This is a genomic window from Pinisolibacter sp. DMC100 (assembly GCF_056313705.1).
Window position 1 is genome coordinate 484,741 of sequence record NZ_JBQUZT010000002.1, and the last position, 26,335, is coordinate 511,075.

Here is a 26,335-nt window from a genome sequence, read left to right on the forward strand (position 1 = left end):
GAGGGGCGTTTCGCCTCGGCGGCCGGCGTGCGGCCGCCCGCCGATCAGTTCGTCGCCTTCTCGTCGCCCGGCAGGACGCGATCCGGCCCTTCCCACGGCGAGAGGAAGTCGAAATTCCGGAATTCCTGCGCGAGCTTGACCGGCTCGTAGACCACCCGCTTCTCGACCTCGTCGTAGCGAACCTCGACGTAGCCGGTGGTGGGGAAGTCCTTGCGCAGCGGGTGACCGTCGAAACCGTAGTCCGTCAGGATCCGCCGCAGGTCGTGGTGACCCGAGAACAGGATGCCGTACATGTCGTAGGTCTCGCGCTCGAACCAGTCGGCGCCGGGGTAGATCGCGGTGGCGGACGGCACCGGCGTCACCTCGTCGGTCTGGACGCGCACGCGGACGCGGGCGTTCAGAGTGGGCGACATGAGGTGGTGGACGACGTCGAACCGCTTCTCGCGGGCGGGATAATCCACGCCGCAGGTGTCGGTGAAGTTGACGAACTTCAAGTCGGCGTCGCCGTAGAGCACCGAGAGCACGTCGATCAGCGCGGCGGGCGCGACCTCGAGCGTCACCATGTCGACGCCGACGGACCAGCCTTCCAGTTTGCCCTGGAGCTTCGCCGCGATCGTCTCGCCGAGAGACTGGAGCGTGTCGGACATCGCTTGGCCCTGACCCTTCGTCCCGACGCCTTCCGGCGTCCCTTCGTTTCAGCGGACCGGGGCAGGCCGACCGGCCCCGGGAAGCGCGATCAGCGCTCGATGGTGCCGGTGCGGCGGATCTTCTTCTGCAGAAGCAGAACGCCGTAGAGGAGCGCCTCGGCGGTCGGGGGGCAGCCGGGGACATAGACGTCCACGGGCACCACGCGGTCGCAACCGCGCACCACCGAATAGGAATAGTGATAGTAGCCGCCGCCGTTGGCGCAGGAGCCCATCGAGATGACGTAGCGCGGCTCCGGCATCTGGTCGTAGACCTTGCGCAGCGCCGGGGCCATCTTGTTGGTCAGCGTGCCGGCGACGATCATCACGTCGGACTGACGCGGCGAGGCGCGCGGCGCGAAGCCGAAGCGCTCGACGTCGTAGCGCGGCATCGACAGCTGCATCATCTCGACGGCGCAGCAGGCGAGACCGAAGGTCATCCACATCAGCGAGCCGGTGCGGGCCCAGTTGATGAGGTCGTCGGTCGCGGTGACGAGGAAGCCCTTGTCGGCCAGCTCGTCGTTGATCTGCAGGAAGAACGGGTCGTTCGCACCGACCGGCTCGCCGGTGTTCGGGTCGATGATGCCCTTGGGGGCCGGGGCGACGAGCGGAGAGGTCTCGCGGATCAGTCCCATTCCAGGGCTCCCTTCTTCCACTCGTAGACGAAGCCGATGGTCAGCACGCCCAGGAACACCATCATCGAGGAGAAGCCGAACCAGCCGAGCTTGCCGAAGGCGACCGCCCACGGGAACAGGAAGGCGACTTCCAGGTCGAAGATGATGAAGAGGATCGACACCAGATAGAAGCGCACGTCGAACTTCATGCGGGCGTCGTCGAAGGCGTTGAAGCCGCATTCGTAGGCCGACAGCTTCTCGGGGTCGGGCTTCTTGTAGGCGACCAGGAACGGCGCGACGAGAAGCGCGAGGCCGATGACGGCGCCGAGCGCGATGAAGACGACGATCGGCAGGTATTCGCTGAGCAGGCCTTGCATGGCGATCCCGTTCCTCTCCCGATCCGAGGGCCGCGGCGCGTGGGTGCGTCGTCGGCGGCATTCGCCCCGGAGCCCGCGAAATGGAACGCGCGAAGGCGAATTTCGCAAGGGCCACAAGGGCGGCGAAACGCGCCCGCAGGGTGCGACGTCTCGTCACGAGGCACGCTTAGCCCAGCCCCGTGACCGACGCAAGCACATTGGAAAGCCTCTTTGGTAGGAAGTGGAAATCCCTTTCGCGTGAGCGTCCCGCGCGAAGAGCGACGTTTCGCGTCGGGGGTGTCCGAGAGATCGATCGTCTCTCCCCGCGGTTCGCGGCGCTCTCCGCGGCGAATTGAAATTTCGGACGGATCGGCGACGATCTCAGCGATCGTCCTTCGACGGTGAAAAACCCAACGCCGCCGCGGGCGGCACGAGGGGCGCATGCGTGTTTTTCCACAGACCGCGGCGAAGGCTCGGAAAGAACGTCGAGTTTCGACGCTTGACAGGTCGGACGGGGGGCCTTAAACGAGCGCCATCGCCGACGGGGTGCTGCCCCGGAAGCGAGACAGCGGGGGCGTAGCTCAGTCGGTTAGAGTGCCGGCCTGTCACGCCGGAGGTCGCGGGTTCGAGCCCCGTCGCTCCCGCCATTCTCTCTCTCCGAAGAGAGATGTGCCAAAAGACCGGCGCGCCGAAAGGCCGCCGGTCTTTCGCATTTCCGGGCCCTTGCGAGCCGCCCTTCCCTGCCCCGCACCTCCGCATTCGTGATCGGGACGAATCGAATCGTCGCCGGTTCGAATCGTCGGGCGTGTCTTCAGGCGTGGAAGAGGAACATCGCCGACATGGCGCCGCCCCAGGCGAGCACGGTGCCGCGCAGCAGGCGGGCGTCGACGGCGAGCGCGATCGCCGCGCCGATCCAGCCGCCGGCGACCGTTCCGGCGATCATCACCGCCGCCAAGGGCCAGGAGACGGCACCGACCGAGACGAAGACCGCGACGGAGGCACCGGTCATCGCCATGCCCAGCACGATCTTCAGGGCGGTCGCCAGCGCCAGATCGGCGACGCCGAAGGCCTGGAAGGCGGCGACCATGGCGACGCCGCCGGCGGGGTTGAAGAAGCCCGTCAGGATCGACACCAGTCCGTGGACCGCACCGCGCCAGCCGAAGACGTCCGCCGAGCGGCCGGGCGCCCAGGAATCGCCGCCGCCGATCCATTCGCGAATCCACGGCACGACGAGAAAGCAGACGGTGGCCGCGAGAATCATCCAGGGCATCGTCGCCTCGAGCAGCCCGCGCGGCGTCAGAATCACCAGACCGCCGCCGATCGCCCCGCCGATCGCCGACAGGACGGCGAAGGCACGGACGCCGACGGCGTGGGGGGCGAGGACGGAGCGGCAGCGCAGGGCGCCGCCGAGAAGGCCGCTCCAGGCGGCGACGGCGTTGGTGCCGCTCGCCACGACGGGCGGCAGGCCGAGGCCGAGCAGCACCGGCAGGGTCACCAGCGACCCGCCGCCGGCGAGCGCGTTGACGACGCCCGCGGCGAGCGAGGCGACGAAGAGGACGGCAAGGTGCATCGGCTCGATCGACGGCATCGGCGTCTCCCTCTCGAAGGCATGCGTATTTTCCCTCGATCGAGCGGCAAAGTGCTTCCTGATTCTCCGATGATTGCTGCATTGCGAGAAAGTCCATGTGCAATAGACGGCAAAGTAGGAAGAAATTCGCTCGACGTGTTGCGATGCGGCGAAATTCGTGCGGCGGTGCCGTCGCACGGACGCGTCGGCCGGGAGAACGGCGCCATCGCCCGGAATCGCTTCGACGGAGAATGATTTTTCGCGTCCGTCGCTCAACACCGACCGCCCGCGTCTTGTGATCGCGGCCGGCTCGAGGCTTCCTTGTCGCGCCCGATCGACCCACCCACCGGAGCAGGATCCCGGACGATGTGCGAACTCCTCGGCATGAGCGCCAACGTGCCCACCGACATCCGCTTCTCCTTCGCGGGGCTGGCGCGACGCGGTGGCGAGACGGGCCCGCATGCCGACGGCTGGGGCATCAGTTTCTACGAGGGGCGCGGCTGCCGCTCGTTCCACGATCCCGAGCCCTCGGCGAAGTCGGATCTGGCGCGGCTGCTGCGCGCCTATCCGATCAAGAGTCGGGTCGTCGTCGCCCACGTGCGGCGCGCCAATCGCGGCCGGGTGGCGCTGGAGAACACCCATCCCTTCACCCGCGAGCTGTGGGGCCGGCCCTGGACCTTCGCCCACAACGGCCAGCTCAAGGGCGTGAAGCGTCTGACGCTCGGCCGCTTCCGTCCGGTCGGTTCGACCGACAGCGAACACGCCTTCTGCTGGCTGCTCGGCCGAATCGAGGAGCGCTGGTCGACGCTCCCCACCCCGCGCCGGCTCGACGGCGTGCTGCCGGCGCTGTTTTCCGAACTCGGCGCGCTCGGCGTCTTCAATGCGCTCCTCTCCGACGGGCGGACGCTCTATGCCCATTGCGGCAAGCGCCTGTCGCTGATCACCCGCCGCGCGCCCTTCGGTCGGGCGACGCTGCTCGACGAGGATCTGCAGGTCGACTTCTCGGCCGAGACGACGCCGAACGACGTGGTCTCCGTCGTGGCGACGCGGCCGCTGACCCGCGACGAGGCATGGCGGGAACTGGTGCCGGGCGAGACGCTGGCGCTGCGCGACGGCGAAGTCTTCGACATCGGGCGGCCGCGACGGCGTCGACCGTCGCGCGCGATGGTCGCGTGACACGCTTCGCAGGCGCACACTTTGCGGTAAGGTGGGTCGACGCGTGTCGCCGGCCGGGAGGGGGATCGGCCGGCGGACGCAGCGGCCTCCATGTCCCTTCGCGAGCCTCGACAGACCCGTGACCGCCCTCGACATTCTGACCATCGGCCCCTTCCCCCGCGACGAAGCCCACGTCGAAGGCGGCATCCAGGCCTCTCTCCTCGGCCTCGGACGGCATCTCGTCGTCGATCCCGACATCGCCCGGCTGCGGGTCGTCGCCACGCCCAAGAAGGTCGGCGGCGGCATCGAGCGCGGCGCCGTCGCCGGGATCGAGACGATCTGGCTCGACGCGCCGTGGAAGTTCCAGGTCTCGTCGGTCGCCCGCGTGCCGATGGTGATCGGCATGCTGCGACAGAGCCCGGGCGCTGTCGTGCATCTGCACGGCTCCGGCCTGTTCGAACTCGCCGTGACCGTCGCCTGCCGGGTGCTGGGGCTGCCGCTGGTGTGGACGCTGCACGGCATCGTCGAGAAGGAGCTGCGCGACGCGCTCGCCAAGGGCGGCGGGCTCAAGGCGCGACTGCGCTTCCTGCTCCATGCCGGCTGCGAGCGGGCGCAGCTGAAGCTCGCGCGCCTGCTGATCGTCGATACGCCCTATGTGGCGCGCGCCATCGAGGGACGCGCCGCCGTCCGGCCCTCGCCGATCCCTCAGGGAATCGACTTCGCCGAATTCGCCGCCGCGCGCGAGGCCGCGCGGTCTGCGCCGACGCTGGTGTCGGTCGGCGTCGTCCATCCGCGGAAAGGTCACGACCGCACCATCGCCGCCTTCGCGATCGTCGCCGCGAAGGTGCCGGAGGCGCGGCTCGAGATCATCGGTTCGCTCGCCTCGGCGGGCCATCTCGACGAGCTCCGCGCCCTCGTCGCCCGGTTCGGGCTCGAGGATCGCGTGGCGATCCGCACCGACGCGCCGCGCGCGGCGATTCTCGAGGCGCTGGCGCGGGCACAGGCCTTCGTTCTGCATTCGCAGGAGGAATCGCAGGGCATCGCGCTGTGCGAGGCGATGGCGGCGGGGTTGCCGATCGTGGCGACGCGGGTCGGCGGCATCCCCGACGTGATCGGCGAGACGGACGCGGGCGTTCTCGTCGACTTCGACGACGTCGCCGGTTTCGCCGCGGCGATCGTCGACGTGCTCGACGACGACGCGCGTCGTACGCGCATGAGCCGGGCGGCGATCGCGCGCGGGCGGGACTTCGACTGGTCGAACATCGTGCGCGGCGTGATCGAGCGCTACCGGCTCGCCCGCGACGGTCGGATCAACCGCCGCGAGCCTCTCTATCCGGACGTCCGCGCACCGCGCGGCGGCGATCCGTCACAGACCGAGTGAGACCTTCGCCTCGTCGAGCGACGCGGCGAAGACGTCGACCATCGTGTCGACCTGGGCCTCGGTGATGATCATCGGCGGGCAGAAGGCGATGGCCTCGCCCATGGCGCGCGAGATCACGCCCTTCTCCTGCATGATGTTGGCGACCGTGCCGCCGAGCTTGCCGACCGGATCGAGCGCGGTCTTGGCCTTTTTGTCGACGACCAGTTCGACCGCGGCGATCAGCGCGCGGCCGCGCACCTCGCCGACCAGCGGGTGACCGGCGAGACCGGCCAGCCTCTTCTGCAGATGGGCGCCGACGGTGGCGGCGTTGGCGACGAGGCCGCGTTCCTCGATGATCGCGAGGTTCTCCAGCGCCACGGCGGCGGCGACCGGGTGGCCGCCGGCGGTGAAGCCGTGGCCGAGCGTGCCGATGCGGCCGGATTCCTCGGCGATCGGGCGATAGACCTCCTCGTCGATCAGGATCGCCGACATCGGCATGTAGGACGAGGTCAGCTGCTTGGAGCAGGTGAGCACGTTCGGCTTCATGCCGTAGGTCTGCGAACCCCAGAAGTTGCCGGTCCGGCCGAAGCCGCAGATCACCTCGTCGGCGACCAGCAGGATGCCGTACTTCTTCAGCACCGCCTGGATCTTCTCCCAATAGGTCGCCGGCGGCACCACGACGCCGCCCGCGCCCATGATCGGCTCGCCGAACATGGCGCAGATGGTCTCCGGGCCTTCCTTCAGGATCAGCGCCTCGAGATCGTCGGCGCAACGGGTGGCGAAGGCCTCCTCGGTCTCGCCGGGACGGCCCTCGCGCCAGTAGTGCGGCGCGGTCGTGTGGAACACGCCCTCGATCGGCAGATCGAAGGAGCGGTGATTGTTGACGAGGCCGGTGAGGCTCGCCGAGGCCATGGTCACGCCGTGATAGGCCTTGATGCGCGAGATGAACTTCTTGCGCTTCGGCTCGCCCATGGCGTTGGCGCGGTAGCGCAGCAGCTTCATCACCGTGTCGTTGGCTTCCGAGCCCGAGTTGGTGAAGAACACCTTGGACATCGGCACCGGGGCGAGCTGCACCAGCTTCTCGGCGAGGTCGATCACCGGGCCTTGGCTCTTGTGGCCGAACGTATGGTAGAACGGCAGCGTCTCGAGCTGGCGGGTCGCCGCCTTGACGAGGCGCGGCTCGGAGAAGCCGACGCCGACCGACCACAGGCCGGCCATCGCCTCGATGTAGCGCTTGCCGTGGATGTCGATGACATGGACGCCGTCGCCGCGCTCCAACACCAGCGGGCCGATCTCTTCGTGTCGGACGGCGTTGGTATAGCCGTGGAGGTGGTTGGCCACGTCGCGGGCTTCGGGCGAATTGGGCGCATGGGACATGGGTCGCGAGGTCCTCGTCTCGATGGGAACGGCGGAATCTTCGGCATCGCCCCCATGGGGCGAAGGCACGACCCTACCCCCGATCGAACGATCGCCCAACACGGAAAAGCGGCCCGCCGAACCACTCGTTCGCTCGGCGAACGGAGGGTCGCAACCGCGCTGTCGCGGAGGCCCTTCATGTTGAGGTGCTCGGCGAAGCCGAGCCTCGAAACGCGAAGGGCCGAGTGGCAATGCCCGTCGTGGCTTCGCCCTTCGAGGCCCGGCATAGCCGGGCACCTCAGGGTGAAGCCGAACAGGAAAATGGACTCGGACTTGGCTGCCGCTCTCAGTCGTCCGCCCAGGGCGAGTGGCGGAAGAAGGGCAGTGCCAGGAAGTAGCCGGCGACCGCGAGGAAGCCGAGCTTGATCGCCCAGCCGACCTGGAAGTTCGCCGCGATCGCCGCCGAGGCGATGCCGAACCAGCCCATGGTGACGACGATGGTCAGGGCGCGCAGCTTCACCACCCGGAGCGGATGGACGAAGACGACCGGCACGAACATGCCGATGGTGCCGAGAATCAGGATCGCCGCGCTCGCCTGCCACGGCAGGCGCAGCACGAAGAGATAGAGCACCGCGACGTTCCAGATCGCCGGGAAGCCGCGGAACCAGTAGTCGCGGGTCTTCATCGAGGCGTCGGCGAAATAGAGCGTCGAGGCGAGCGTCACGACGAGGCCGAGCCAGAACGACACCTGCGTCGGCATCAGATCCGAGCGCCACAGCGCGATCACCGGCACCAGCACGTAGGTCAGGAAGTCGATGACGAGGTCGAGCACCACGCCGTCGATGCGGGCGGCGGTCTCGGTGACCTTGGCGGCGCGGGCGAGCGTGCCGTCGATGCCGTCGATGAAGAGCGCGAGGCCGAGCCAGGCGAAGCAGGCGGCGAAGTCGCGTTCGATCGCGGCATAGAGCGCGAGCAGCGCCACGGCGCCGCCCGAGGCGGTGAAGACGTGCACCGAAAAGCCGGCGGCGCGCCGCACGGATACCGGTCTGTCGTCCCAAGTCATGTCGTCACCCCGTTCGCCCCGGCACCGCCGGCCGTTCCCGTCGAAACGTGACAAAGCACGTCCCGGCGAGCGGGGCAACGGGGGGCCCGTTCGGAGCCCGTCCGAGCCGATGAAACGGACGCTCAGTCGAGGGCGACGGCGCGGCGGGTCGGCCCGTGAGCGCCGTCGAAGGAGATCACGGCGCCGGCGACGGCGCGCATCTCCTCCGGGAACTCGTCGCGGGCGCGGGCGAGTGCGGCGCGCACCAGATCGTCGGCGATCGGGTCGGGCCGATGGAAGCGGACGAGCGAGGGCCGCTCGGCATCGTCGAGCGTGACGGTGGCGTCGGCCCCGATCAGGCCGGCGAGGCGATCGGCGAGTTTGTCGAGCGACATGGGACCGTCCTCCTTCAGGGGCGAAAAGACACTCTTCGCCGTGGGCAGGATGGCACCGCCGCATGACGAGGCGACGACAGGCGGGGGAGCCCTGCGCGACGCGTCTTCCTTGCCGACCGTGCGGGAAAGCTGAAATGATGGCGCCATGGTCCGTACCAAGTCGCTCGTCTCGCGTTATCTCCTCGTCTCGCTGCTGGCGGCGGTCGTGCCGCTCGCCGTGGTCGGCCATCTCTACGACACCTATGCCCGCGACATGCTGGAGGCGCTGACCGGCCAACGCCTCTCCGCCCAGCTCGCCGCGACCGCGAGCCGCATCGGCGCCTTCTTCGATTCGCGCATCTACCAGCTCGACACGCTGTCGAACTATCCCTCGATCCAGGGCGAGAGCGCGGCCGACAACGAGATCGCCGCGATCCTCCGCATCGAGGCCGACGTGCCGGATCTCTACGGCATCTGGTTCTTCGACCGGGTCGGTGGGCTCGATCGCGTCATCGCGGGTCAGGCGGCATCGGGCGCGCCCTACTGGAAGGGAGCCGCGCCCGATCTCGCCGAACTGCCGCGCGCCCGCACCGGGGCGACGGAGATCGTCGGGCCCGTGCCGCCGAAGAACGGCGCGCCGGGCTGGTTCCTGATGCGCCAGACGCTGCGCGATCCCGCGACGGGTGCGGAGAGCGGCAAGATCGCCCTCCACGTCCGCCTCGCCTCGGTGACCGAGCTGATGGGGGCGTCGGAACTCGGCAACCTCGTCCAGCCGGTGCTGCTCGCCCCCGGCGGCATGGTCTTCGACACGGTGGGGCGCCCTGCCCGGCCGGTCGGCGACCTGATGTCGGGGCCGGAGATCGCGCCGGGCTGGCGGGTCGCGCTGGCGATCCAGCCCGAGGCGCTGCTCGGGCCGTTCAATCAGGCGCGCCACTGGCTCTACATGCTGGTAGTGGGCTCGGCGGCGGCGCTGATCGTGCTGTTCCTGCGCCTCTCCAACCGTCTGCGCCAACGGCTGCGGCATCTGGTCGTCGGCGCCGACGCGGTGTCGGCCGGCCGGCTCGACTATCGCCTGCCGGAGCGCGGCGACGACGAGATCAACGTCGTCTCGCGGGCCTTCAACGCCATGTCGGAGAAGCTGGAACGGTCGATCGAGCGGATCGTCAGCGTCGAGAAGATGGCGGTGCTCGGCCAGTTCGCCACCGGCGTCGCCCACGAGGTGCGCAACCCGATGGCGGCGATCAAGACCTCGGTCCAGGCGCTCGCCCGCAACGAGAAGGTCGCCGAACGCAAGGAGATCCTGACCGGCGTCTCGGCCGAGATCGACCGGCTCGCCCGCGTCATGGAGGACCTGCTCGAATACGGCCGCCCGCGCTCGCCGGAGACGACGCGCGTCCCCGTTCGCGAACTCTTCCGCCGGGTCGAGGCGCTGGTGACGCCGGAGATCGAGCGGCGCGACCTGCATTTCGCCGTGCTCGGCGAGGGCGACCTCGTGCTGCTCGCCGACCGCGACCACATGATGCAGATCCTGCTCAACCTGATCGTCAACGCCATGCAGGCGTGTGCCGCCGGCGGCGCGGTGACGCTGAAGGCGCAAGGCGCGGAGGGCGGCGTCCTCGTCGCGGTCTCCGACACCGGCGACGGCATCGCCGACGGCGACCTGCCGCACGTGATGGAACCCTTCTTCACCACCCGTTCCTTCGGCACCGGCCTGGGTCTGTCGATCTGCCGACAACTCGTCGCGGTCAACGAAGGAACGATCGACATCGCCAGCCGGCCGGGCGAAGGAACGGTGGTGACCCTCCTCCTGCCCCGCGCCGCCGACGGAGACTGACGTGTCCGACATTTCCGTCCTGATCGTCGACGACGAACAGCAACTGGTCCGCTCGCTCCTCTTCGCCCTGCGCGAGGAAGGGATCGCGGCGCGCGGCGCCCACACGGCGGCCGAGGGCCTCGCCGAGATCGCCCGCGCCATGCCGGATCTGGTGCTGCTCGACCAGCGCCTGCCCGACATGACCGGCACGGAAGTGGTCGAGAAGCTCCGGCGCGAGCAGATCCAGGTGCCGGTGGTGATGATCTCCGCCCACGGCGACACCCGCGCCGCGGTGCAGGCGGTGAAGGCTGGGGCGTCGGACTATCTGACCAAGCCCTTCGAGCTCGAGGACCTGATCCACGCCATCCGCTCCATCCTCGAGCGGGAGAAGCTCGCGGCGGAGGTGAGCTGGCACCGCGAGGCGATCCTCGGCGACGACGGCATGGTCGGCGACAGCCCTGTGATGCGCGATCTCACCGAGACCGTCCGCCGGGTCGCGGCGTCGGCGACGACGCGCGTGCTGCTGCTCGGCGAATCCGGCACCGGCAAGGGCCTCGTCGCCCGCTCGATCCATAATCGCTCGGCCCGCGCCAAGGGGCCCTTCGTCGAGGTCAACTGCGCGTCGCTGCCGGAGCAACTGATCGAGGCGGAACTCTTCGGCACCGAGAAGGGCGCCTTCACCGGCGCCCACCAGCGCCGCCTCGGTCTGGTGGCACTCGCCGACGGCGGCACGCTGTTCCTCGACGAGATCGGCGAGATGCCGCTCGCCCTGCAGGCGAAGCTCCTGCATTTCCTCGAGAACGGCAGCTACCGGCCGATCGGTTCCGGTCAGGCGCGGATCGCCGAGGTGCGGGTGATCGCCGCCACCAACCGCGATCTCGCGGCCGAAGTGAAGGCCGGGCGCTTCCGCGAGGATCTCTACTACCGGCTCGCGGTCATCCAGCTGAAGTTGCCGGCGCTCAGGGAACGCGGCGGCGACATCGTCGCGCTGGCGCGGCACTTCGCGGTGAAGCTCGCCGCGGAGAGCGGCGTCGCGCCGATCACCCTCGACGAGGCGGCGTCGCGGCTCTTCGAGCGCCACGGCTGGCCGGGCAACGTGCGTCAGCTCAAGAACCTCGTCGAGCGGCTGACGATCCTCCACCCCGGCCGCACCATCTCGCCCGCCGAACTGCCGCCGGAGATGACCGACGGGGCCGCCCGCGCGCACGACGCCGCGCTCGACGATCGGCTCGACGCCTCCGAGCGGCACCTGCTGACCGACGCGCTCGCCCGGGCCGGCGGGCAGAAGGGCCGTGCCGCCGAACTCCTCGGCATCTCGCGCCATTCGCTGAAGCGCCGGCTGCAACGGCTCGGCCTCTCGAGCGAAAACCGCTCGTCCTGACGCGCGCCTCGAGCGGAAACCGCTCGAGCGCCCCGCCCCTCCCCCGACGGCAGCGGCGCGCCGCCTCGTCGCCTCGACTGGCACGGCGATTGCGAACCGATTTGTCGAGCGCCCTCGACGGCGTTCGGTTACGGAAGCGACGGATCAACCATCGCTCCGGGGGGAAGAAACATGCGTCCAGGCAGGGGGCCGCGACCGAACGCGTTCGGTCGTCTCGTCCGTATCGTCGTCGGCTTTTGCGCGGTGCTGCTGGCACCGGCGACGGCGCAGGCGCGGATGGAGTTCGGCGTGCCGGCGGCCGAGGCCGACGTGGTGGTCGGCTGCATGTATCCGATGTCCGGGCGCTCTTCGATCTACGGCCGCGACAGCGTCGCCGGCATCCGGCTGGCGCTCGCCGATCTCGCCCGCGGGGCGATCGGGGCGACGCCGCCGAAGATCCACGTGATCGTCGAGGACGACCGCTCCAAGGCCTCCTTCGCGGTGCGCATGGCGGAAGACTTCCTGCGGCGCGACAAGGCGAAGTTCTTCTGCGGCATGGTCTCCTCGGGCGTCGCCCAGGCGGTGCGCGAGGTGGCGAGCGCCCATTCGGTGGTGATGATCGGAACCGACCACGCCTCCTCGCGCTTCACGCTCGACGCCTTCGATCGCCACTATTTCCGCGTCACCAACGACAGCTGGGCCTCGAACGCCGCCGGCGCCCGCCATCTCGCGGCGCTGAAGAAGGAGACGGGCTGGAAGCGCATCGCCTTCATCGGCCCGGACTACGACTACGGTCACGTGTCGTGGAGCGACCTCAAGGAGAACTTCGCCCAGCTCGGCGTCGAGGCCGAGGTGGTGGCGGAGCTCTGGCCGCGGCTCTACGAGCCCGACTATTCCGCCTACATCGAGGCGCTGATCGCGGCGAAGCCCGACGTCGTCGTGACCGCGCTGTGGGGCGGCGACTTCATCGCCTTCCTGCGCCAGGCGGCCTCGACCTCGTTCTTCGACAGGATCCGGCTCGCCAACTTCGACACCGGCGGCAATTTCGACGTGATGGTGGCGCTCGGCGCCAATCCGCCGCCCGGCCTGATCGTCTCCGCCCGGCACCACAACAACTGGCCGGAGACCGACGAGAACCGCCGGTTCGTTTCGGACTTCCACGCCATGGAAGGCCGCTACCCGACCTATGCCGCGGCGGGCGCCTATGCCGGGATCATGGCGATCGCCTCCGCCGTCGCCGCCGCCGGGCCGAACGGCAGTGCCGACGACCACATCCGCGCCCTCGAGGGGCTCCGGCTGCACACGCCGAAGGATCCGGAGGGCTTCACCTCCTACATCGACGCGAACACCCACCAGATCGTCCATCCGCTGGCGATCGGTCGGGTCGTGCCGAACCGCGCATTCCCGCCGGCCGAGGTCATGCTCGGCGACTGGCGGGTCTATGCCGCCGAGGATCTCCTGCCCCCGCCCGACGTGGTGGCGCGGCGACGGGGATCCGCGGTCGGCCTCGAAATCGGAAATACCCATAAAAACAGGGAGTGAAGACGCATGAAACTCGTGAAGCCACTGGTCGGCCGCCTGCTCGCCGGCGCGGTTCTCGGTCTCGTCGCCCTCGGAGCGACCGGCGTGTCGGCCGCCGAGAACGGCAAGTTCCGTCTCGGCATCGTGACCTTCCTCTCGGGCGGCGCCGCCGGTCCGTTCGGCGTGCCCTCGGCCCATGCGGCGGAGACGGTGATCGAGGCGCTCAACAAGGGCGGCCTGCCGGCGCCCTACGACAAGAAGGGCATCAACGGCCTCGAGATCGAAGCCGTGATCATCGACGAGAACGGCGGCGCGACCAAGCAGGTCGAGGAGTTCCGCAATCTCGTCGAGCGTCAGAAGGTCGACGCGGTGATCGGTTACATCTCGTCGGGCGACTGCCTCGCGGTGTCGCCGGTGGCCGAGGAGCTGAAGATCCCGACCGTGCTCTACGACTGCGGCGCCTCGCGCCTCTTCGTCGAGAACAAGTCGCCGAAGTTCGTCTTCCGCACCGGCCTCGACGCCGTCGTCGACAACGTCGGCGCGGTGCGCTACCTCGCCGACACCCGTCCGAAGGCGACCGCGATCGCCGGCATCCAGCAGAACTACGCCTGGGGTCAGGACAGCTGGGCGGACTTCACCGAGACGCTGAAGAAGGTGAAGCCCGACGCCAAGATCGTCGCCGAGCAGTTCCCGAAGATCTTCCAGGGCCAGTACGGCGCCGAGATCTCGGCCCTGTCGGTCGCCAAGCCGGACGTCATCCATTCGAGCTTCTGGGGCGGCGACATGGAGGCCTTCGTGCTCCAGGGCAACGCCCGCGGCCTGTTCGAGAAGTCGGCCCTGGTGCTGACCTGCGGCGAATCCGGCATCGACCACTACAAGGGTCAGGCGCCGAACGGCATGATCATCGGCGGCCGCGGTCCCTTCGGTGCCTTCGCGCCGAAGAACGCGCTCTCCGACTGGCTGCGTCAGGCCTATGTCGCCAAGTGGAACGAGCAGCCGATCTACCCGTCCTTCAAGATGGCCCAGGCGATCCTCGGCCTGAAGGCGGCGACCGAGAAGGCGGCCGGCGGCGCGGCGGGCAAGATCCCGACCGCCGACGAGATCACCGCGGCCTTCACCGGCCTCACCTTCGAGTCGGTCTCCGGCACCGTGAAGATGGCGCGCGCCGGCGGCCATCAGGCGATGCAGGGCATCGCCTACGGCGAATATCACTTCGAGGGCGGCAAGCCGGTCCTGAAGAACGTGAAGTCCTACAAGGACACCTGCGTCACCCCGCCGGACGGCACCTCGGGTCAGGACTGGATCAAGGCCGGCATGCCCGGCGCCCAGTGCGACTGAGATCGACCGAAGGGAGCTCCGATCCTCTCTCCGATGCAGAGGTCCTTCATCCTGAGGTGCGAGCGAAAGCGAGCCTCGAAGGGTGATGGACCGAGAGGCACGGCCCGTCGTCGCTTCGCCCTTCGAGGCCCGACCTTTCGGTCGGGCACCTCAGGGTGAAGCGGAACGGGGTGGATGATCGGGTGCCCCGACCCGGCCGAGCCCCCATTCCCGAGACATCCCGGCGGCCCGCCGCCGGGAAGCCCCACGGAGACACCGATGACGACCCTTCTCGCCATCCTGATGGACGGCGCCATCTATGCGTCGTGGCTCTTTCTGGTCGCGGCCGGATTGACCGTGATCTACGGCGTCATGCGCATCCTCAACATGGCGCACGGCAGCTTCTACGCCATCGGCGCCTATTCGGCCGCCTCTCTGGTCGGCTGGTGGTTCAACTCGGTCGGCGGCAATCCGTGGATCGGCTATCTGCTGCTCGTCGCCGCGGCGCTGGTCGCCGGTCTGGTGGTCGGGCTCGTCGTCGAATACGGCCTGCTCGGACGCATGGTCGGGCGCGACGAGATCCTGATGGTGATCGTCACCTATGCGCTGCTCCTCATCCTCGAGGACGCGACCAAGCTGCTGTGGGGCGTCGATCCCTATTTCACCTACCAGCCCTATTCGTTCCTCGGCCGCACCTCGATCGGGGCGCTCGCCTTCGCCAACTACGATCTGGCGCTGGTCGTCGTGTCGCTGGCGGTCGGCGGCCTCCTCTGGTTGGTGCTCAACCGCACCCATCGCGGCAAGCTCCTCCAGGCGATCATCCACGATCGCGAGGTGGCGCAGGCCATGGGCGTCGACGTCAAGACGATGTTCGCCGTCACCTTCGCCGTCGGCACGGTGCTCGGCACGCTCGCCGGCGCGCTGACCGCCCCGGCGATCTCGGTGTCGCCAGGCATCGGCGTCGAGGTCATCGTGCTCGCCTTCGCCGTCGTCGTGGTCGGCGGCATGGGTTCGATCGGCGGAGCCGCCGCCGGCGCCGTGCTGGTCGGCCTGACCCGCGCCGCCGCGGTCCATCTCGCGCCGGAACTCGAACTCTTCGTCATCTACGGCGTCATGTCGGTGGTTCTCGCGGTGCGTCCGCAGGGCCTCTTCGGCCGCACGCTTGCCAGAAAGATCTGACGATGCGCCTCGATCGAACCGAACTCCTGCTTCTCGGCGCCGGTGTGGTGCTGGCGCTCGGCGCCTTCGTGCTGCCGGGCTGGCTCACCTTCCTGCTCACCATCGCCTTCGCCAAGGGCCTCGTCATCCAGGGCGTCGTCGTCCAGATGCGCGCCGGCCTCGTCTCCTTCGGCCAGGGCCTCTACTACTGCATCGGCGGCTACGTCGTCGGCATGGGCGGCCACTTCGCCAAGATCTCCGACGCGGCGCTGCTGCTCGCGGCCGCCGTCGCCGCGGCGATCGTCGTGGCGATGATCCTCGGGCTGCTGCTGACCCGCTATCGCGAGATCTTCTTCGCGATGCTGTCGCTCGCCTTCTCGATGATCCTCTTCGGCGTGCTGGCGAAGAGCCAGTCGCTGGGCTCGACCGACGGCTTCAACGTCCGCGCGCCGACGCTTCTGGGCTGGGCACCGGCGGCCAACGCCAAGCTCTTCGTCTATGTCGCGACCTGCCTCCTGGCGGCGGTCGTCGCGGTGTTCCTGCATCGCTTCGCCCGCTCCGGCCTCGGCTCGGTCTGCGAGGCGATCCGCGAGAACGAAGTGCGCGTCGAATATCTCGGCGTGTCGCCGCGCTGGACGCTCTACGCGACCTACGTGCTGGCGGCCGCCACCTCGGCGCTCGGCGGCGGGCTGACGGCGTTCGCCACCGGCCACGTCGATCCGGAGATGGCCTATTGGACGACCTCGGGCGAGTTCGTCTTCATCGCGCTGCTCGGCGGCACCGGCCACGTCGCGGCGCCGTTCCTCGCCGCCACGCTCTTCTCCTTCGTGCGCACCTACGCGATCGAGTTCGTGCCCCACTCCTGGCAGATGATCCTCGGCTTCGTGCTGCTCGGCATCATCGTCTTCCTGCCGAAGGGCCTGTGGAGCCTCTTCACCCGCTTCTCCAACAAGGGAGCGCGCCCCGCATGAGCGAGATCCCCATTCTCCAGACCCGGGCGCTCCACCGCAACTTCGGCGCGGTGACGGCGGCCAAGAACGTCGAGGTGGCGATCCGCCGCGGCGAGGTCGTCGGCGTCATCGGATCCAACGGCGCCGGCAAGACCACCTTCATCAACATGGTGACGGGGTACCTCGCCCCCTCCTCCGGCGAGATCGACTTCGACGGCCGCTCGATCCTCGGCAAGGCGCCGCGCCAGATCACCCGCATGGGCATGGCGCGGTCGTTCCAGGTGGCGCAGCTCTTCCCCGAGCTGACGGTGCTCGACAACATGCTGATCGCGCTCTCTGCCGCCGAGAGCCCGCGGCCGTCGTTCCTGAAGCCGCTCAGGACGCCCGCCCGCATCGCCCGGGCCGAGGCGGCGCTGGCGGAATTCGGCGTGCTCGAGATGCGCGACCGCACCGTCACGGCGGTGCCGCAGGGCACCCGCAAGCTCGTCGACATCGCCATGGCGCTGATCGGCGAGCCGAAGATGCTGCTGCTCGACGAGCCGACCTCCGGCGTCGCCGTCGAGGAGAAGTTCCCGCTGATGGACGCGGTGATGGCGGCGGTGAAGAAGCACGGCGTCACCGTGCTCTTCGTCGAGCACGACATGGAGATCGTCGCCCGCTACGTCGACCGGATCCTGGCCTTCTACGCCGGCGAAGTGATCGCCGACGGGGCGCCGGATGCCGTCCTCGACGATTCTCGCGTCCGCGAACTGGTGGTCGGCCACGGTCCGAAGAGGAAGGCGTCATGAGTCTCTCGATCCGCTCCCTCGACGTCTCGATCGAGAAGATCCCGATCCTGCGCGGCGTCGATCTCGACGTGCCGGACGGCACGATGATCGGCCTGATCGGCCGCAACGGTGCCGGCAAGACGACGCTGATCCGCTCGATCATGGGCCTCCTGCCGGCGCGTGCCGGTTCGATGACGCTCGACGGCGTCGATCTCGCCGCCGAGCCCGCCCATCGCCGCGCCCCGCTCGGCGTCTCCTACATGCCGGAGGACCGGCGGCTGATCCCCTCGCTCACCGTCGAGGAGAACATTCTGATGCCGGCCTGGGCCAATCCGATCCCGGACGTGAAGGAGCGTCTGGAATGGATCTGGGAGATCATGCCGGAGGTCGCGACCTTCCGGGATCGCCGGGCGCTCCAGCTCTCCGGCGGCCAGCAGAAGCTCGTGGCGCTCGCCCGCGCGCTGGTGCCGGGGCGGCGGTTGCTGCTGCTCGACGAGCCCTTCGAGGGCGTCGCGCCGGTCCTGTCGCGGCGGCTGACGGAAGTCATCGCCAAGCTGCGCTCGCTCGGACTTTCGGTCATTCTGTCGGAGAGCGACGACACCCATTCCGCCGATCTGGTCGATCGCGCCTATCGCATCGAACGCGGCGTGGTCAGCGCCGGCTGAGACCTCGGGAGGAACCCATGATCGACTTCACCTTCGAGACGACGCCGCGCCTCGTCTGCGAGAACGGCGCGGCCGCCCGCCTCGCCGACTTCTGCGGCGAACTCGGCATCGGCCATGCCTTCGTCGTCACCGACAAGGGGCTGGTCGCCGCCGGTCTCCTCGCCCCGGTCGTCGCCGCCTTCGAGAAGGCGGGGCGCAGGATCACCCTCTTCACCGACGTCCTCGCCGATCCGCCGGAGGCCTCGGTCGAGGCGGCGGTCGCCGCGGCGCGGGCCGCCGGCGTCGACGGCGTCGTCGGGCTCGGCGGCGGTTCGTCGATGGACACGGCGAAGCTCGTGGCGCTGCTCGTCGGCACCGACCAGAGGCTCCCCGACATCTACGGTATCGGGCTCGCCAAGGGGCCGCGTCTGCCGCTCGTCCAGGTGCCGACGACCGCCGGTACCGGCTCGGAAGTGACGCCGATCGCCATCGTGACGACGCCGACACACGAGAAGAAGGGCGTCGTCTCGCCCCTGCTCTATCCCGACCTCGCCATCCTCGACGGTCTGCTGACGCTCGGCCTGCCGCCGCGCATCACCGCGATGACGGCGATCGACGCGATGGTCCATGCGATCGAGGCCTATACGACGAAGCACAAGAAGAACCCGATCTCCGACGGTCTGGCGCTGAAGGCGATGCAGCTCCTGTGGGGCAATCTGCGGACCGTCATCGCCGACGGGCAGAACGCGGAGGCACGTGCGGCGCTGCTGCAGGGTGCGGCGCTCGCCGGCATGGCCTTCGCCAATGCCCCGGTCGCCGCCGTCCATGCGCTCGCCTATCCGATCGGCGGGCATTTCCACGTGCCGCACGGGCTGTCGAATGCCCTCGTGCTGGTGCCGGTGATGGAGTTCAACATGGAGGCCGCCGGTCATCTCTACGGCGAGATCGCCGCGGCGATCCTGCCGGGGAAGACCCGTGGCGAGGATCTGCTGGAAGCCATGCGCGGCCTCGTCGCCGACATGCCGATGGAGCAGCGGCTCGGCCAAGTCGGCATCACCGAGAGCGATCTCGACCTCCTCGCCGACGACGCGATGAAGGTGACGCGCCTCCTCGTCAACAATCCCCGCGAGGTCACGCGTGCCGACGCCCGCGCGATCTACGCCTCGGTTCTGTGAGGGCACGATGGAGCGCAAGAGCGAGACCCGCGCGGCCTATCCGCACTTCCTGACCGTCCCCACCCGCTGGATGGACAACGACGTCTACGGCCACGTCAACAACGTCGTCTACTACAGCTGGTTCGACACGGTGGTGAACCGCTTCCTGATCGATCGCGGCGTGCTCGACATCCAGGCCTCGCCGGTGATCGGGCTGGTGGTCAACACCCAGTGCAACTACTTCGCCTCGGTCGCCTTCCCGCAGGCGGTCGAAGGGGGCCTGCGCGTCGCCCGGCTCGGCAAGTCGTCGGTCCACTACCAGATCGGCCTCTTCGTCGAGGGGCTCGAGACCCCGGCGGCGGTCGGCGACTTCACCCACGTCTATGTCGATCGCGCCGGCGGTCGTCCGGTGCCCTTGCCCGACGACCTGCGCGCCGCGCTCGAGACCATCCACCGCCCCGCTGCCTGAGGAGGGCGAGCGACAAGAACGACGGCGAAGAGCCGACAGGGAGAGAATGAGCCATGGGCTTCGTGTTCCAGAGCGTCCCCAAGATCGTCTGCGAGGTCGGCGGTCTTTCGAAGATCGGCGCGGCGATGGCCGAGCTCGGCGCGAAACGCGTCGTGGTCGTCTGCGATCGCGGCATCCGCGCCTGCGGCTTCGCCGATCGCGCCGTCGCCTCGTTGGAGGCGGCCGGGCTCGCGGCGCATGTCCACGACGGCGTCGTCGCCGATCCGCCCGTCTCCTCGGTGCGTGCGGCGGCCGCCGCCGCCAAGGCCTTCGGCGCCGACGGCGTGGTCGGGCTCGGCGGCGGTTCGTCGCTCGACACCGCCAAGCTGGTGGCGTTGATGCTCAACTCCGATCAGCCGCTCGAGGCGATGTTCGGCACCGATCTCGCCCGCGGCAGCCGCGTGGCGCTGATCCAGGTGCCGACGACCGCCGGCACCGGCTCGGAGGTCACCTGGACCTCGGTCGTCACCTCCGACGCCGGCGAGAAGAAGGCGATCTATGCCCGCCAGCTCCTGCCCGACGTCGCACTGCTCGATGCCGAACTGACCGTCGGCATGCCGGCCCACGTGACGGCGGCGACGGCGCTCGACGCCATGGTCCATGCGATCGAGGGCTATACCAGCCGCACCCGCAAGAACGTCATCGCCGACGGTATCGCGGTCAGGGCGCTGGCGCTTCTCTCGGCCAATCTGCCGAAGGTTCTGGCGAACGGCGCCGACATCGAGGCGCGGTCGGCGATGCTGGTCGGCTCGCTCCTCGGCGGTCAGGCCTTCGTCAACGCCTCGGTCGCGGCGGTCCATGCGCTGGCCTACCCGCTCGGCGCCCGCTTCCACGTGCCGCACGGCCATGCCAACGCCCTCGTCATGGGCGCGGTCTTCCGCTTCAACCTGCCGGAGGCGACGCGGGACTACGCCGAACTCGCCGCCGTGCTGCTGCCGGGGAAGAGCTTCGCCAACGAGGCAGCCGCGGCCGAGGCCTTCGTCGCCGAGATGGAGACGCTCTGCGCCCGCTACGGCCTCGAGACGCGGATGTCGGCCCTCGGCGTGAAGGCGGAGGACATCGACTCGATGGCGGACGAGGTCGCCGTCGGCATCCGCCGGCTGATCGTCGCCAATCCGCGCGACATGTCGAAGGACGACGTCGCGGCGATCTATCGCGCGCTGCTCTGAGCGATGCCCGGAAGGCCGCCGTCGTGGTCTTCCGGGGTTGTCGCGCGGGTAGGCCGCGCCTAATCTGATCATGCGAGCGGTCGCGGACGCGGCCGGCTCGATGGAGCCTGGATGTCGGAGCTTGTGTGATACGGCTCTCCGGTCGCGGAGAGCCTCGTGAAGTCCGGACGGCCGAGCGCGCCTGCGCCCGGCGAGTTTTTTCACGCTCATCACACGAGACATTCATCATGCATACGAACGACCGACACACCACGTCGCACGCGCGCATCCGCGTCGGCGGCTGCTTCGTGACGCACCGCACCACGACCACCTCCGCGACCGCCTTCCCGGCACGCCACGGCGAACGGAGGGCTTCGTCATGCTGATCCGCGACGAGATCCCCACCGATGCCCCGGCGATCGGCCGGGTGGTGACCGAGGCGATGCGCCTCCTGCCGCAGGCGACGGGCACCGAGGCGGCCATCGTCGAACGGCTGCGGGCGGCCGGCGCCATGACGTTGTCGCTCGTCGCCGAGGAGGACGGTGCCGTCATCGGCCATCTCGCCGCCTCGGACGCGCGGGTCGGCGACGAAGACGGCTGGGGCCTGATCGGCCCGCTCGCCGTCACGCCGCCGCGCCGGCTCCAGGGCGTCGGCTCGGCCCTGATGGCGGAGGCGCTGCGGCGCCTGCGGAAGACCTGCCGCGGCGCCGTGCTGGTCGGCGATCCCGGCTACTACCGGCGCTTCGGCTTCCACACCTTCCCGCGGCTGACGGTCGAGGGTTGTCCGCCCGAGGTCGTCCTCGCCCTGCCCTTCGGCGACGCCGAGCCGGTGGGCGAGATGATCCATCATCCCGCCTTCGGCCTCGATCAGGAGGCGTGAAACGACATCGGGCCGCATCCTCGAGGGGTGCGGCCCGAAACCCTTCGGGAGCGGATCCGGACCGTCTCAGTGGTCGTGGCGGTGATGGATGTCGGGATAGTGGACATGGGCATGGACCAGCGGCGCGTGCCGATGCGGATGGCCGTGCGGTTCGCCGGTCTCGCCTTCGTGCGTGTGGTCGTGGTGCTCGTCGTGCGAATGGAGGTGATCGTGCTCGACGGCCTCGTGGGTATGGGGGTGTTCGTGCCGCTCGGTCAGATGCAGCCACAGGCCGATCGCCATCAGGATCGCCGCGAGGGCCAGGCGAAGCGTGACGGCCTCGCCGAGAACGACGATCGCGAGGAAGGCCCCGATGAAGGGCGCGAGCGAGAAATAGGCGCCGGTGCGCGCCGAGCCGAGATGGCGCAGCGCCCGGATGAACAGGACGAGGCTGATGCCGACCGCGAAGAAGCCGAGCAGGGCGGCGAGAGCGGCCTGCGTCGGCGACGGCGGCGGGCTGCCGACGGCGAGCGCCAGACCGACGTTCGTCGTTCCGGCGACGAGGCCCTTCCAGACGGTGATGCGCACCGGATTCGCGGCCGAGACCCGGCGGGTCAGGTTGTTGTCGATGCCCCAGGCGAGGCAGGCGCCGGCGACCAGGAGACCGCCGACGTCGAGCGCGACGCCGGCCCCCGTCCAGGCGAGGACGACGGCGCCCGCGAGGATGGCGAAGGCACCGACCAACAGGCGCCGGTCGACGTTTTCCCGAAAGACGATCCAGGCGATCGCCATGGTCGCCAGTCCCTCGAGATTGAGCAGGAGCGCGCCGCTCGAGGCCGTGGTGCGGGCGAGCCCCGCCATCAGCAGGACCGGGGCGACGATGCCGCCCGCGGCGATCGCCGCGGCCAGCCACGGCAGATCGGCCCGCGAGATCGGCGCCTCTTCGCTCCGTCCGCGTCCACCGAGGCGTGCCACGCCCTCGACGATGGCGAGCCCGAGCCCGGCGCCGAGATAGAGGAGCCCGGCGAGCAGGACGGACGAGAGATCGGTCAGCAGGAGTTTCGACAGCGGCGGCGTCGCGCCGAAGAGCACCGCGGAAGCGAGTGCCATCGGCACGCCGGGCCACAGATGGTCGAAACGGTCTGCGCTCATCGCCTCGTCGTCCGATCTCCGGAAGCCTCGATCGGCGGCGGCGTCCGTCTCACTCGACGGTGACGGACTTCGCCAGATTGCGCGGCTGGTCGACGTCGGTGCCCATGAAGACCGCCGTGTGATAGGCGAGCATCTGGACCGGCAGGGCATAGACCAGCGGCGCGATGATCTCCGGCACGTCGGGGAGCACGATCGTCTCGAGCGTCGCCACGTCGGTCTCGGACGCGCCCTTCTCGTCGGTGATCAGCACGATGCGGCCACCGCGGGCGGCGACTTCCTGCATGTTCGACACGGTCTTCTCGAAGAGCTTGTCGTGCGGCGCGATGACGACGACCGGCATCGCCTCGTCGATCAGCGCGATCGGCCCGTGCTTCAGCTCGCCGGCGGCATAGCCCTCGGCGTGGATGTAGGAGATCTCCTTGAGCTTCAGCGCGCCCTCGAGGGCGATCGGATAGTTCGAGCCGCGGCCGAGATAGAGCACGTCGGTGGCGCGCGAGATCTCGCGGGCGAGCTTCTCGATCTTCGCCTCGACGCGCAGCGCGCGCATGATCGCGCCGGGCAGATCGCCGAGGGCGCGGGCGAGCGCCACCTCGTCGTCGCGGGTGAGCGTGCCGCGGGCGCGGCCGGCGGCGATGGCGAGTGCGGCCATCACCGACAGCTGACAGGTGAAGGCCTTGGTCGAGGCGACGCCGATCTCGGGGCCGGCGAGCGTCGGGAAGATCACCTCCGCCTCGCGGGCGATGGTCGAGGTCGCGACGTTGACGACCGCGGCGGTGTGCTGGCCGTGCTCCTTGCAGTAGCGCAGCGAGGCGAGCGTGTCGGCTGTCTCGCCCGACTGCGACACGAAGAGCGCCAGGCCGTTCTTCGGCAGCGGCGGCTCGCGGTAGCGGAACTCGGAGGCGACGTCGATCTCTACGGCCAAACGGGCGTAGCGCTCGAACCAGTACTTGCCGACGAGACCGGCGTAATAGGCGGTGCCGCAGGCGACGATCGACAGCTTGTCGAGGCTCGTCCAGTCGAAGGGCAGCGCCGTCGGCAGGCGGATCTGCTGGGCCGAGAGATCGACGTAGTGGGCGAGCGTGTGGCCGACCACCTCGGGCTGCTCGTGGATCTCCTTGGCCATGAAGTGGCGGTAGTTGCCGCGATCGACCTGGAAGGAGGCGGCCGAGACGGTGGCGATCGTCCGCGTCACCACGGCGTCGGTCTCGTCGTGGATGGTCGCGCCGGCCCGGGTGATCACCACCCAGTCGCCCTCTTCGAGATAGGCGATGCGGTCGGTGAAGGGGGCGAGCGCGATGGCGTCGGAGCCGAGATACATCTCGCCCTCGCCGTAGCCGACCGCCAGCGGCGAGCCGCGACGGGCGCCGATGACCAGATCGTCCTCGCCGGGGAAGAGGAAGGCGAGCGCGAAGGCGCCGGTGAGGCGCTTGAGCGTCTTGGCGACCGCATCGGCCGGGGTGTCGCCGGCGGCGAGGCGATGGTCGACCAGTTGGGCGACGACTTCCGTGTCGGTCTCGGAGGCGAAGACGTGGCCGGCGGCCTCGAGTTCGTCGCGCAGCACGCGGAAGTTCTCGATGATGCCGTTGTGGACCACGGCGACGCGGGCGGTGGCATGCGGGTGGGCGTTGGCCTCGGTCGGGGCGCCGTGGGTCGCCCAGCGGGTGTGGCCGATGCCGATCAGGCCGGACAGGGGGGCGGCGGCGAGCTTGACCTCGAGGTTCTTCAGCTTGCCCTCGGCGCGGCGGCGCGCCAGCACCGAGCCCTGCTCGAGGGTCGCCACGCCGGCCGAGTCGTAACCGCGGTATTCGAGACGCTTCAGGGCTTCGACGAGTTGGGGAGCGACGGGCTCGCGCCCGACGATACCGATGATGCCGCACATGTTGGTCACACCCTGCGTTGATCCGTCGACGTCGCTTCTATCCGATCGACGACGGCGGATCGAAATCACATTCGGTGTCGGTTTGTGACGCGACACCGCGGAAGCCACCGTCGCTACGCGCGAAAGACGGCGGAATGGCGGGCCGGATCAGCCCTTCCTTTCGGCCTTGAGGCGGACCATGCGCTCGCGGAACTTCGCCGCCCAGCCCTCGATCACCCGCTGCGTGCCGCGGGCGACGGCGAGCGAATCCGCCGGCACGTCCTTGGTCACGACCGAGCCCGAACCGACATAGGCGCCGTCGCCGATCTTGACCGGGGCGACCAGCGACGAGTTGGAGCCGACGAAGGCGCCGGCGCCGATTTCCGTCAGATACTTGCCGAAGCCGTCGTAGTTGCAGGTGATGGTGCCGGCGCCGATGTTGGCCTTGGGGCCGATGGTGGCGTCGCCGATGTAGGTCAGGTGATTGACCTTCGCGCCGGCGCCGACCTTGCCGTTCTTGATCTCGACGAAGTTGCCGACGTGCACGTCGGGGCCGAGTTCCGCACCGGGGCGCAGACGGGCGAAGGGACCGACGGTCGCGCCTTCGCCGACATGGGCGCCCTCGAGATGGGAGAAGGCGCGGATCCGCGCCCCCCGCGACACGGTGACGCCGGGGCCGAAGACGACGTTCGGTTCGATCGTCACGTCGGGTTCGATCACGGTGTCGGCGGCGAAGACGACGGTCTCCGGCGCGATCAGCGTGACGCCCGAGGCCAGCACCGCGGCGCGGCGGCGCTTCTGGAACACCGCCTCGCAGACCGAGAGCTGGGTGCGGTCGTTGACGCCCTGGAACTCTTCCTCGTCGCCCTCGACCGCGACGGCCTTCAGACCGCGCGAGCGGGCGATCTCGACGGCGTCGGTCAGATAGTATTCGCCCTTGGCGTTGGCGTTGCCGATCGCCTCGAGCAGCGCGAGCGCCTGGGCGCCGGACAGCCCCATGATGCCGGAATTGCAGAAGTTCACGGCGCGCTCGGCCTCGCTCGCGTCCTTCTCCTCGCGGATGGCGACGAGGTCGGCGCCCTGCGTCAGCAGGCGGCCGTAGCCCTTGGGGTCGGCGGTGCGGAAGCCGAGGACGACGACGCTCGCGCCGGTCGCGAGTTCGGCGCGGACGCGGCCGATGGTCTCGGCGGTCACCAGCGGCGTGTCGCCGTAGAGCACCACGACGTCGTCGGCGCCGGCGGCGATCGCGGCGCGGGCCTGGAGCACGGCATGGGCGGTGCCGAGGCGGTCGGTCTGGGTGAAGATCTCGCCGGCACCGGCCTTCGACGCCACCGCGGCGACCGCGTCGGCACCCGGGCCGACCACGGCGGCGACGCGCGTGGCGCCCGCCGCCTTCGCCGCGCCGATCGTGTGGGCGACCATCGGCCGCGCCGCCACCTCGTGCAGCACCTTCGGCAGGCTCGAGCGCATGCGCGTGCCTTCTCCGGCAGCGAGCACGACGGCGAGGAAGGTACGATCGGACATGGACGGTCTCCTGGAGGGCGCGGGTGGCGCTCGGTCCCCCGTGGAAACTACGACGCGACGACGGGGTCAAGCCCGAAGGCGGCGGACGTCCCGGG

The 26,335-nt window shown here is 69.5% G+C and carries 24 protein-coding genes and 1 tRNA gene; 15 read left to right on the forward strand and 10 right to left on the reverse strand.

What is annotated here, in order from left to right:
• Window positions 1–44: 44 nt before the first annotated feature.
• The 3 genes from ACT541_RS11130 to ACT541_RS11140 all read right to left on the reverse strand — a co-directional run bounded on the left by ACT541_RS11130 (window position 45) and on the right by ACT541_RS11140 (window position 1,674).
• Window positions 45–647, reverse strand: coding sequence for an NADH-quinone oxidoreductase subunit C (locus tag ACT541_RS11130; RefSeq protein ID WP_476136831.1), 603 nt, complete (start codon window positions 645–647; stop codon window positions 45–47).
• 89 nt (window positions 648–736) lie between these two features.
• Entirely contained in the window at window positions 737–1,318 is a 582-nt protein-coding gene (locus ACT541_RS11135; protein WP_476136832.1) for a NuoB/complex I 20 kDa subunit family protein, read from the reverse strand.
• Complete coding sequence (locus tag ACT541_RS11140; RefSeq protein WP_476136834.1) at window positions 1,309–1,674, reverse strand: NADH-quinone oxidoreductase subunit A; 366 nt, start codon at window positions 1,672–1,674, stop codon at window positions 1,309–1,311. Before ACT541_RS11140 ends, ACT541_RS11135 begins: the two co-directional genes overlap by 10 nt.
• Window positions 1,675–2,223: 549 nt before the next feature.
• Between ACT541_RS11140 and ACT541_RS11145 the strand changes: the two genes are divergently transcribed.
• Window positions 2,224–2,300, forward strand: a tRNA-Asp gene (locus tag ACT541_RS11145).
• Window positions 2,301–2,464: 164 nt separating this feature from the next.
• Here the strand turns inward: ACT541_RS11145 and ACT541_RS11150 are convergent.
• Window positions 2,465–3,241 (reverse strand): sulfite exporter TauE/SafE family protein, encoded by a 777-nt coding sequence (locus tag ACT541_RS11150; protein WP_476136836.1) that lies wholly within the window; start codon window positions 3,239–3,241, stop codon window positions 2,465–2,467.
• A 345-nt stretch (window positions 3,242–3,586) separates the two neighbouring features.
• Between ACT541_RS11150 and ACT541_RS11155 the strand changes: the two genes are divergently transcribed.
• Both ACT541_RS11155 and ACT541_RS11160 read left to right on the forward strand, forming a co-directional pair.
• Window positions 3,587–4,396 carry a class II glutamine amidotransferase gene (locus tag ACT541_RS11155; protein WP_476136838.1) on the forward strand — a complete coding sequence of 270 codons (810 nt, stop codon included), beginning with the start codon at window positions 3,587–3,589 and terminating at the stop codon, window positions 4,394–4,396.
• 118 nt (window positions 4,397–4,514) lie between these two features.
• A complete protein-coding gene (locus ACT541_RS11160; protein ID WP_476136839.1) occupies window positions 4,515–5,756 on the forward strand; it encodes a glycosyltransferase family 4 protein in 1,242 nt (413 codons plus the stop codon).
• Here the strand turns inward: ACT541_RS11160 and ACT541_RS11165 are convergent.
• The 3 genes from ACT541_RS11165 to ACT541_RS11175 all read right to left on the reverse strand — a co-directional run bounded on the left by ACT541_RS11165 (window position 5,742) and on the right by ACT541_RS11175 (window position 8,528).
• Window positions 5,742–7,112 (reverse strand): aspartate aminotransferase family protein, encoded by a 1,371-nt coding sequence (locus ACT541_RS11165; protein WP_476136841.1) that lies wholly within the window; start codon window positions 7,110–7,112, stop codon window positions 5,742–5,744. The genes ACT541_RS11160 and ACT541_RS11165 overlap by 15 nt on opposite strands.
• Before the next feature lie 325 nt (window positions 7,113–7,437).
• Window positions 7,438–8,154, reverse strand: a complete 717-nt coding sequence (locus tag ACT541_RS11170) for a CDP-alcohol phosphatidyltransferase family protein (protein WP_476136843.1) — start codon at window positions 8,152–8,154, stop codon at window positions 7,438–7,440.
• A gap of 122 nt (window positions 8,155–8,276) precedes the next feature.
• Window positions 8,277–8,528: a hypothetical protein gene (locus tag ACT541_RS11175; RefSeq protein WP_476136844.1), complete on the reverse strand. Its 252-nt coding sequence runs from the start codon at window positions 8,526–8,528 to the stop codon at window positions 8,277–8,279.
• Between the two features lie 145 nt (window positions 8,529–8,673).
• Between ACT541_RS11175 and ACT541_RS11180 the strand changes: the two genes are divergently transcribed.
• From ACT541_RS11180 to ACT541_RS11235, 12 genes are all read left to right on the forward strand, one after another.
• The gene (locus ACT541_RS11180) at window positions 8,674–10,341 is read left to right on the forward strand and encodes a sensor histidine kinase (protein WP_476136846.1); all 1,668 of its coding nucleotides are present in this window, start codon (window positions 8,674–8,676) and stop codon (window positions 10,339–10,341) included.
• Window position 10,342: 1 nt separating this feature from the next.
• On the forward strand, window positions 10,343–11,701 hold the full coding sequence (locus tag ACT541_RS11185; protein WP_476136848.1) for a sigma-54-dependent transcriptional regulator: 1,359 nt from the start codon (window positions 10,343–10,345) through the stop codon (window positions 11,699–11,701).
• Window positions 11,702–11,872: 171 nt separating this feature from the next.
• A complete protein-coding gene (locus tag ACT541_RS11190; RefSeq protein ID WP_476136850.1) occupies window positions 11,873–13,222 on the forward strand; it encodes an ABC transporter substrate-binding protein in 1,350 nt (449 codons plus the stop codon).
• 6 nt (window positions 13,223–13,228) lie between these two features.
• Window positions 13,229–14,539: an ABC transporter substrate-binding protein gene (locus ACT541_RS11195; protein WP_476136852.1), complete on the forward strand. Its 1,311-nt coding sequence runs from the start codon at window positions 13,229–13,231 to the stop codon at window positions 14,537–14,539.
• Between the two features lie 258 nt (window positions 14,540–14,797).
• Window positions 14,798–15,697 (forward strand): branched-chain amino acid ABC transporter permease, encoded by a 900-nt coding sequence (locus tag ACT541_RS11200; RefSeq protein ID WP_476136854.1) that lies wholly within the window; start codon window positions 14,798–14,800, stop codon window positions 15,695–15,697.
• Between the two features lie 2 nt (window positions 15,698–15,699).
• Window positions 15,700–16,647 (forward strand): branched-chain amino acid ABC transporter permease, encoded by a 948-nt coding sequence (locus tag ACT541_RS11205; RefSeq protein ID WP_476136856.1) that lies wholly within the window; start codon window positions 15,700–15,702, stop codon window positions 16,645–16,647.
• On the forward strand, window positions 16,644–17,414 hold the full coding sequence (locus tag ACT541_RS11210) for an ABC transporter ATP-binding protein (RefSeq protein ID WP_476136858.1): 771 nt from the start codon (window positions 16,644–16,646) through the stop codon (window positions 17,412–17,414). The genes ACT541_RS11205 and ACT541_RS11210 overlap by 4 nt, the downstream gene beginning before the upstream one ends.
• A complete protein-coding gene (locus ACT541_RS11215; RefSeq protein WP_476136860.1) occupies window positions 17,411–18,058 on the forward strand; it encodes a branched-chain amino acid ABC transporter ATP-binding protein in 648 nt (215 codons plus the stop codon). Before ACT541_RS11210 ends, ACT541_RS11215 begins: the two co-directional genes overlap by 4 nt.
• A gap of 17 nt (window positions 18,059–18,075) precedes the next feature.
• Entirely contained in the window at window positions 18,076–19,212 is a 1,137-nt protein-coding gene (locus tag ACT541_RS11220; RefSeq protein ID WP_476136861.1) for an iron-containing alcohol dehydrogenase, read from the forward strand.
• Window positions 19,213–19,219: 7 nt separating this feature from the next.
• Entirely contained in the window at window positions 19,220–19,660 is a 441-nt protein-coding gene (locus tag ACT541_RS11225) for an acyl-CoA thioesterase (protein ID WP_476136863.1), read from the forward strand.
• Window positions 19,661–19,713: 53 nt separating this feature from the next.
• Window positions 19,714–20,868 (forward strand): iron-containing alcohol dehydrogenase, encoded by a 1,155-nt coding sequence (locus tag ACT541_RS11230; RefSeq protein WP_476136865.1) that lies wholly within the window; start codon window positions 19,714–19,716, stop codon window positions 20,866–20,868.
• Window positions 20,869–21,226: 358 nt separating this feature from the next.
• Window positions 21,227–21,727 carry a GNAT family N-acetyltransferase gene (locus ACT541_RS11235; RefSeq protein ID WP_476136867.1) on the forward strand — a complete coding sequence of 167 codons (501 nt, stop codon included), beginning with the start codon at window positions 21,227–21,229 and terminating at the stop codon, window positions 21,725–21,727.
• A gap of 66 nt (window positions 21,728–21,793) precedes the next feature.
• Here the strand turns inward: ACT541_RS11235 and ACT541_RS11240 are convergent, their stop codons facing one another.
• From ACT541_RS11240 to glmU, 3 genes are all read right to left on the reverse strand, one after another.
• Complete coding sequence (locus ACT541_RS11240) at window positions 21,794–22,858, reverse strand: DMT family transporter (protein ID WP_476136869.1); 1,065 nt, start codon at window positions 22,856–22,858, stop codon at window positions 21,794–21,796.
• Window positions 22,859–22,907: 49 nt separating this feature from the next.
• Window positions 22,908–24,737 carry a glutamine--fructose-6-phosphate transaminase (isomerizing) gene (gene glmS, locus ACT541_RS11245; RefSeq protein ID WP_476137523.1) on the reverse strand — a complete coding sequence of 610 codons (1,830 nt, stop codon included), beginning with the start codon at window positions 24,735–24,737 and terminating at the stop codon, window positions 22,908–22,910.
• Between the two features lie 147 nt (window positions 24,738–24,884).
• Window positions 24,885–26,240 carry a bifunctional UDP-N-acetylglucosamine diphosphorylase/glucosamine-1-phosphate N-acetyltransferase GlmU gene (gene glmU, locus ACT541_RS11250; protein ID WP_476136871.1) on the reverse strand — a complete coding sequence of 452 codons (1,356 nt, stop codon included), beginning with the start codon at window positions 26,238–26,240 and terminating at the stop codon, window positions 24,885–24,887.
• Between the last annotated feature and the right edge of the window lie 95 nt (window positions 26,241–26,335).

Excerpts from the sequence above, each read along its gene's own strand:
- ACT541_RS11195 (WP_476136852.1), top strand. The coding sequence starts at position 13,229 with ATGAAACTCGTGAAGCCACTGGTCGGCCGCCTGCTCGCCGGCGCGGTT.
- ACT541_RS11215 (WP_476136860.1), top strand. The coding sequence starts at position 17,411 with ATGAGTCTCTCGATCCGCTCCCTCGACGTCTCGATCGAGAAGATCCCG.
- ACT541_RS11205 (WP_476136856.1), top strand. The coding sequence starts at position 15,700 with ATGCGCCTCGATCGAACCGAACTCCTGCTTCTCGGCGCCGGTGTGGTG.
- ACT541_RS11130 (WP_476136831.1), bottom strand. The coding sequence starts at position 647 with ATGTCCGACACGCTCCAGTCTCTCGGCGAGACGATCGCGGCGAAGCTC.
- ACT541_RS11165 (WP_476136841.1), bottom strand. The coding sequence starts at position 7,112 with ATGTCCCATGCGCCCAATTCGCCCGAAGCCCGCGACGTGGCCAACCAC.
- ACT541_RS11220 (WP_476136861.1), top strand. The coding sequence starts at position 18,076 with ATGATCGACTTCACCTTCGAGACGACGCCGCGCCTCGTCTGCGAGAAC.
- ACT541_RS11190 (WP_476136850.1), top strand. The coding sequence starts at position 11,873 with ATGCGTCCAGGCAGGGGGCCGCGACCGAACGCGTTCGGTCGTCTCGTC.
- ACT541_RS11155 (WP_476136838.1), top strand. The coding sequence starts at position 3,587 with ATGTGCGAACTCCTCGGCATGAGCGCCAACGTGCCCACCGACATCCGC.
- ACT541_RS11135 (WP_476136832.1), bottom strand. The coding sequence starts at position 1,318 with ATGGGACTGATCCGCGAGACCTCTCCGCTCGTCGCCCCGGCCCCCAAG.
- ACT541_RS11150 (WP_476136836.1), bottom strand. The coding sequence starts at position 3,241 with ATGCCGTCGATCGAGCCGATGCACCTTGCCGTCCTCTTCGTCGCCTCG.
- ACT541_RS11210 (WP_476136858.1), top strand. The coding sequence starts at position 16,644 with ATGAGCGAGATCCCCATTCTCCAGACCCGGGCGCTCCACCGCAACTTC.
- ACT541_RS11225 (WP_476136863.1), top strand. The coding sequence starts at position 19,220 with ATGGAGCGCAAGAGCGAGACCCGCGCGGCCTATCCGCACTTCCTGACC.
- ACT541_RS11170 (WP_476136843.1), bottom strand. The coding sequence starts at position 8,154 with ATGACTTGGGACGACAGACCGGTATCCGTGCGGCGCGCCGCCGGCTTT.
- glmU (WP_476136871.1), bottom strand. The coding sequence starts at position 26,240 with ATGTCCGATCGTACCTTCCTCGCCGTCGTGCTCGCTGCCGGAGAAGGC.
- ACT541_RS11140 (WP_476136834.1), bottom strand. The coding sequence starts at position 1,674 with ATGCAAGGCCTGCTCAGCGAATACCTGCCGATCGTCGTCTTCATCGCG.
- ACT541_RS11230 (WP_476136865.1), top strand. The coding sequence starts at position 19,714 with ATGGGCTTCGTGTTCCAGAGCGTCCCCAAGATCGTCTGCGAGGTCGGC.
- ACT541_RS11175 (WP_476136844.1), bottom strand. The coding sequence starts at position 8,528 with ATGTCGCTCGACAAACTCGCCGATCGCCTCGCCGGCCTGATCGGGGCC.
- ACT541_RS11200 (WP_476136854.1), top strand. The coding sequence starts at position 14,798 with ATGACGACCCTTCTCGCCATCCTGATGGACGGCGCCATCTATGCGTCG.
- ACT541_RS11180 (WP_476136846.1), top strand. The coding sequence starts at position 8,674 with ATGGTCCGTACCAAGTCGCTCGTCTCGCGTTATCTCCTCGTCTCGCTG.
- ACT541_RS11235 (WP_476136867.1), top strand. The coding sequence starts at position 21,227 with ATGCTGATCCGCGACGAGATCCCCACCGATGCCCCGGCGATCGGCCGG.
- ACT541_RS11240 (WP_476136869.1), bottom strand. The coding sequence starts at position 22,858 with ATGAGCGCAGACCGTTTCGACCATCTGTGGCCCGGCGTGCCGATGGCA.
- glmS (WP_476137523.1), bottom strand. The coding sequence starts at position 24,737 with ATGTGCGGCATCATCGGTATCGTCGGGCGCGAGCCCGTCGCTCCCCAA.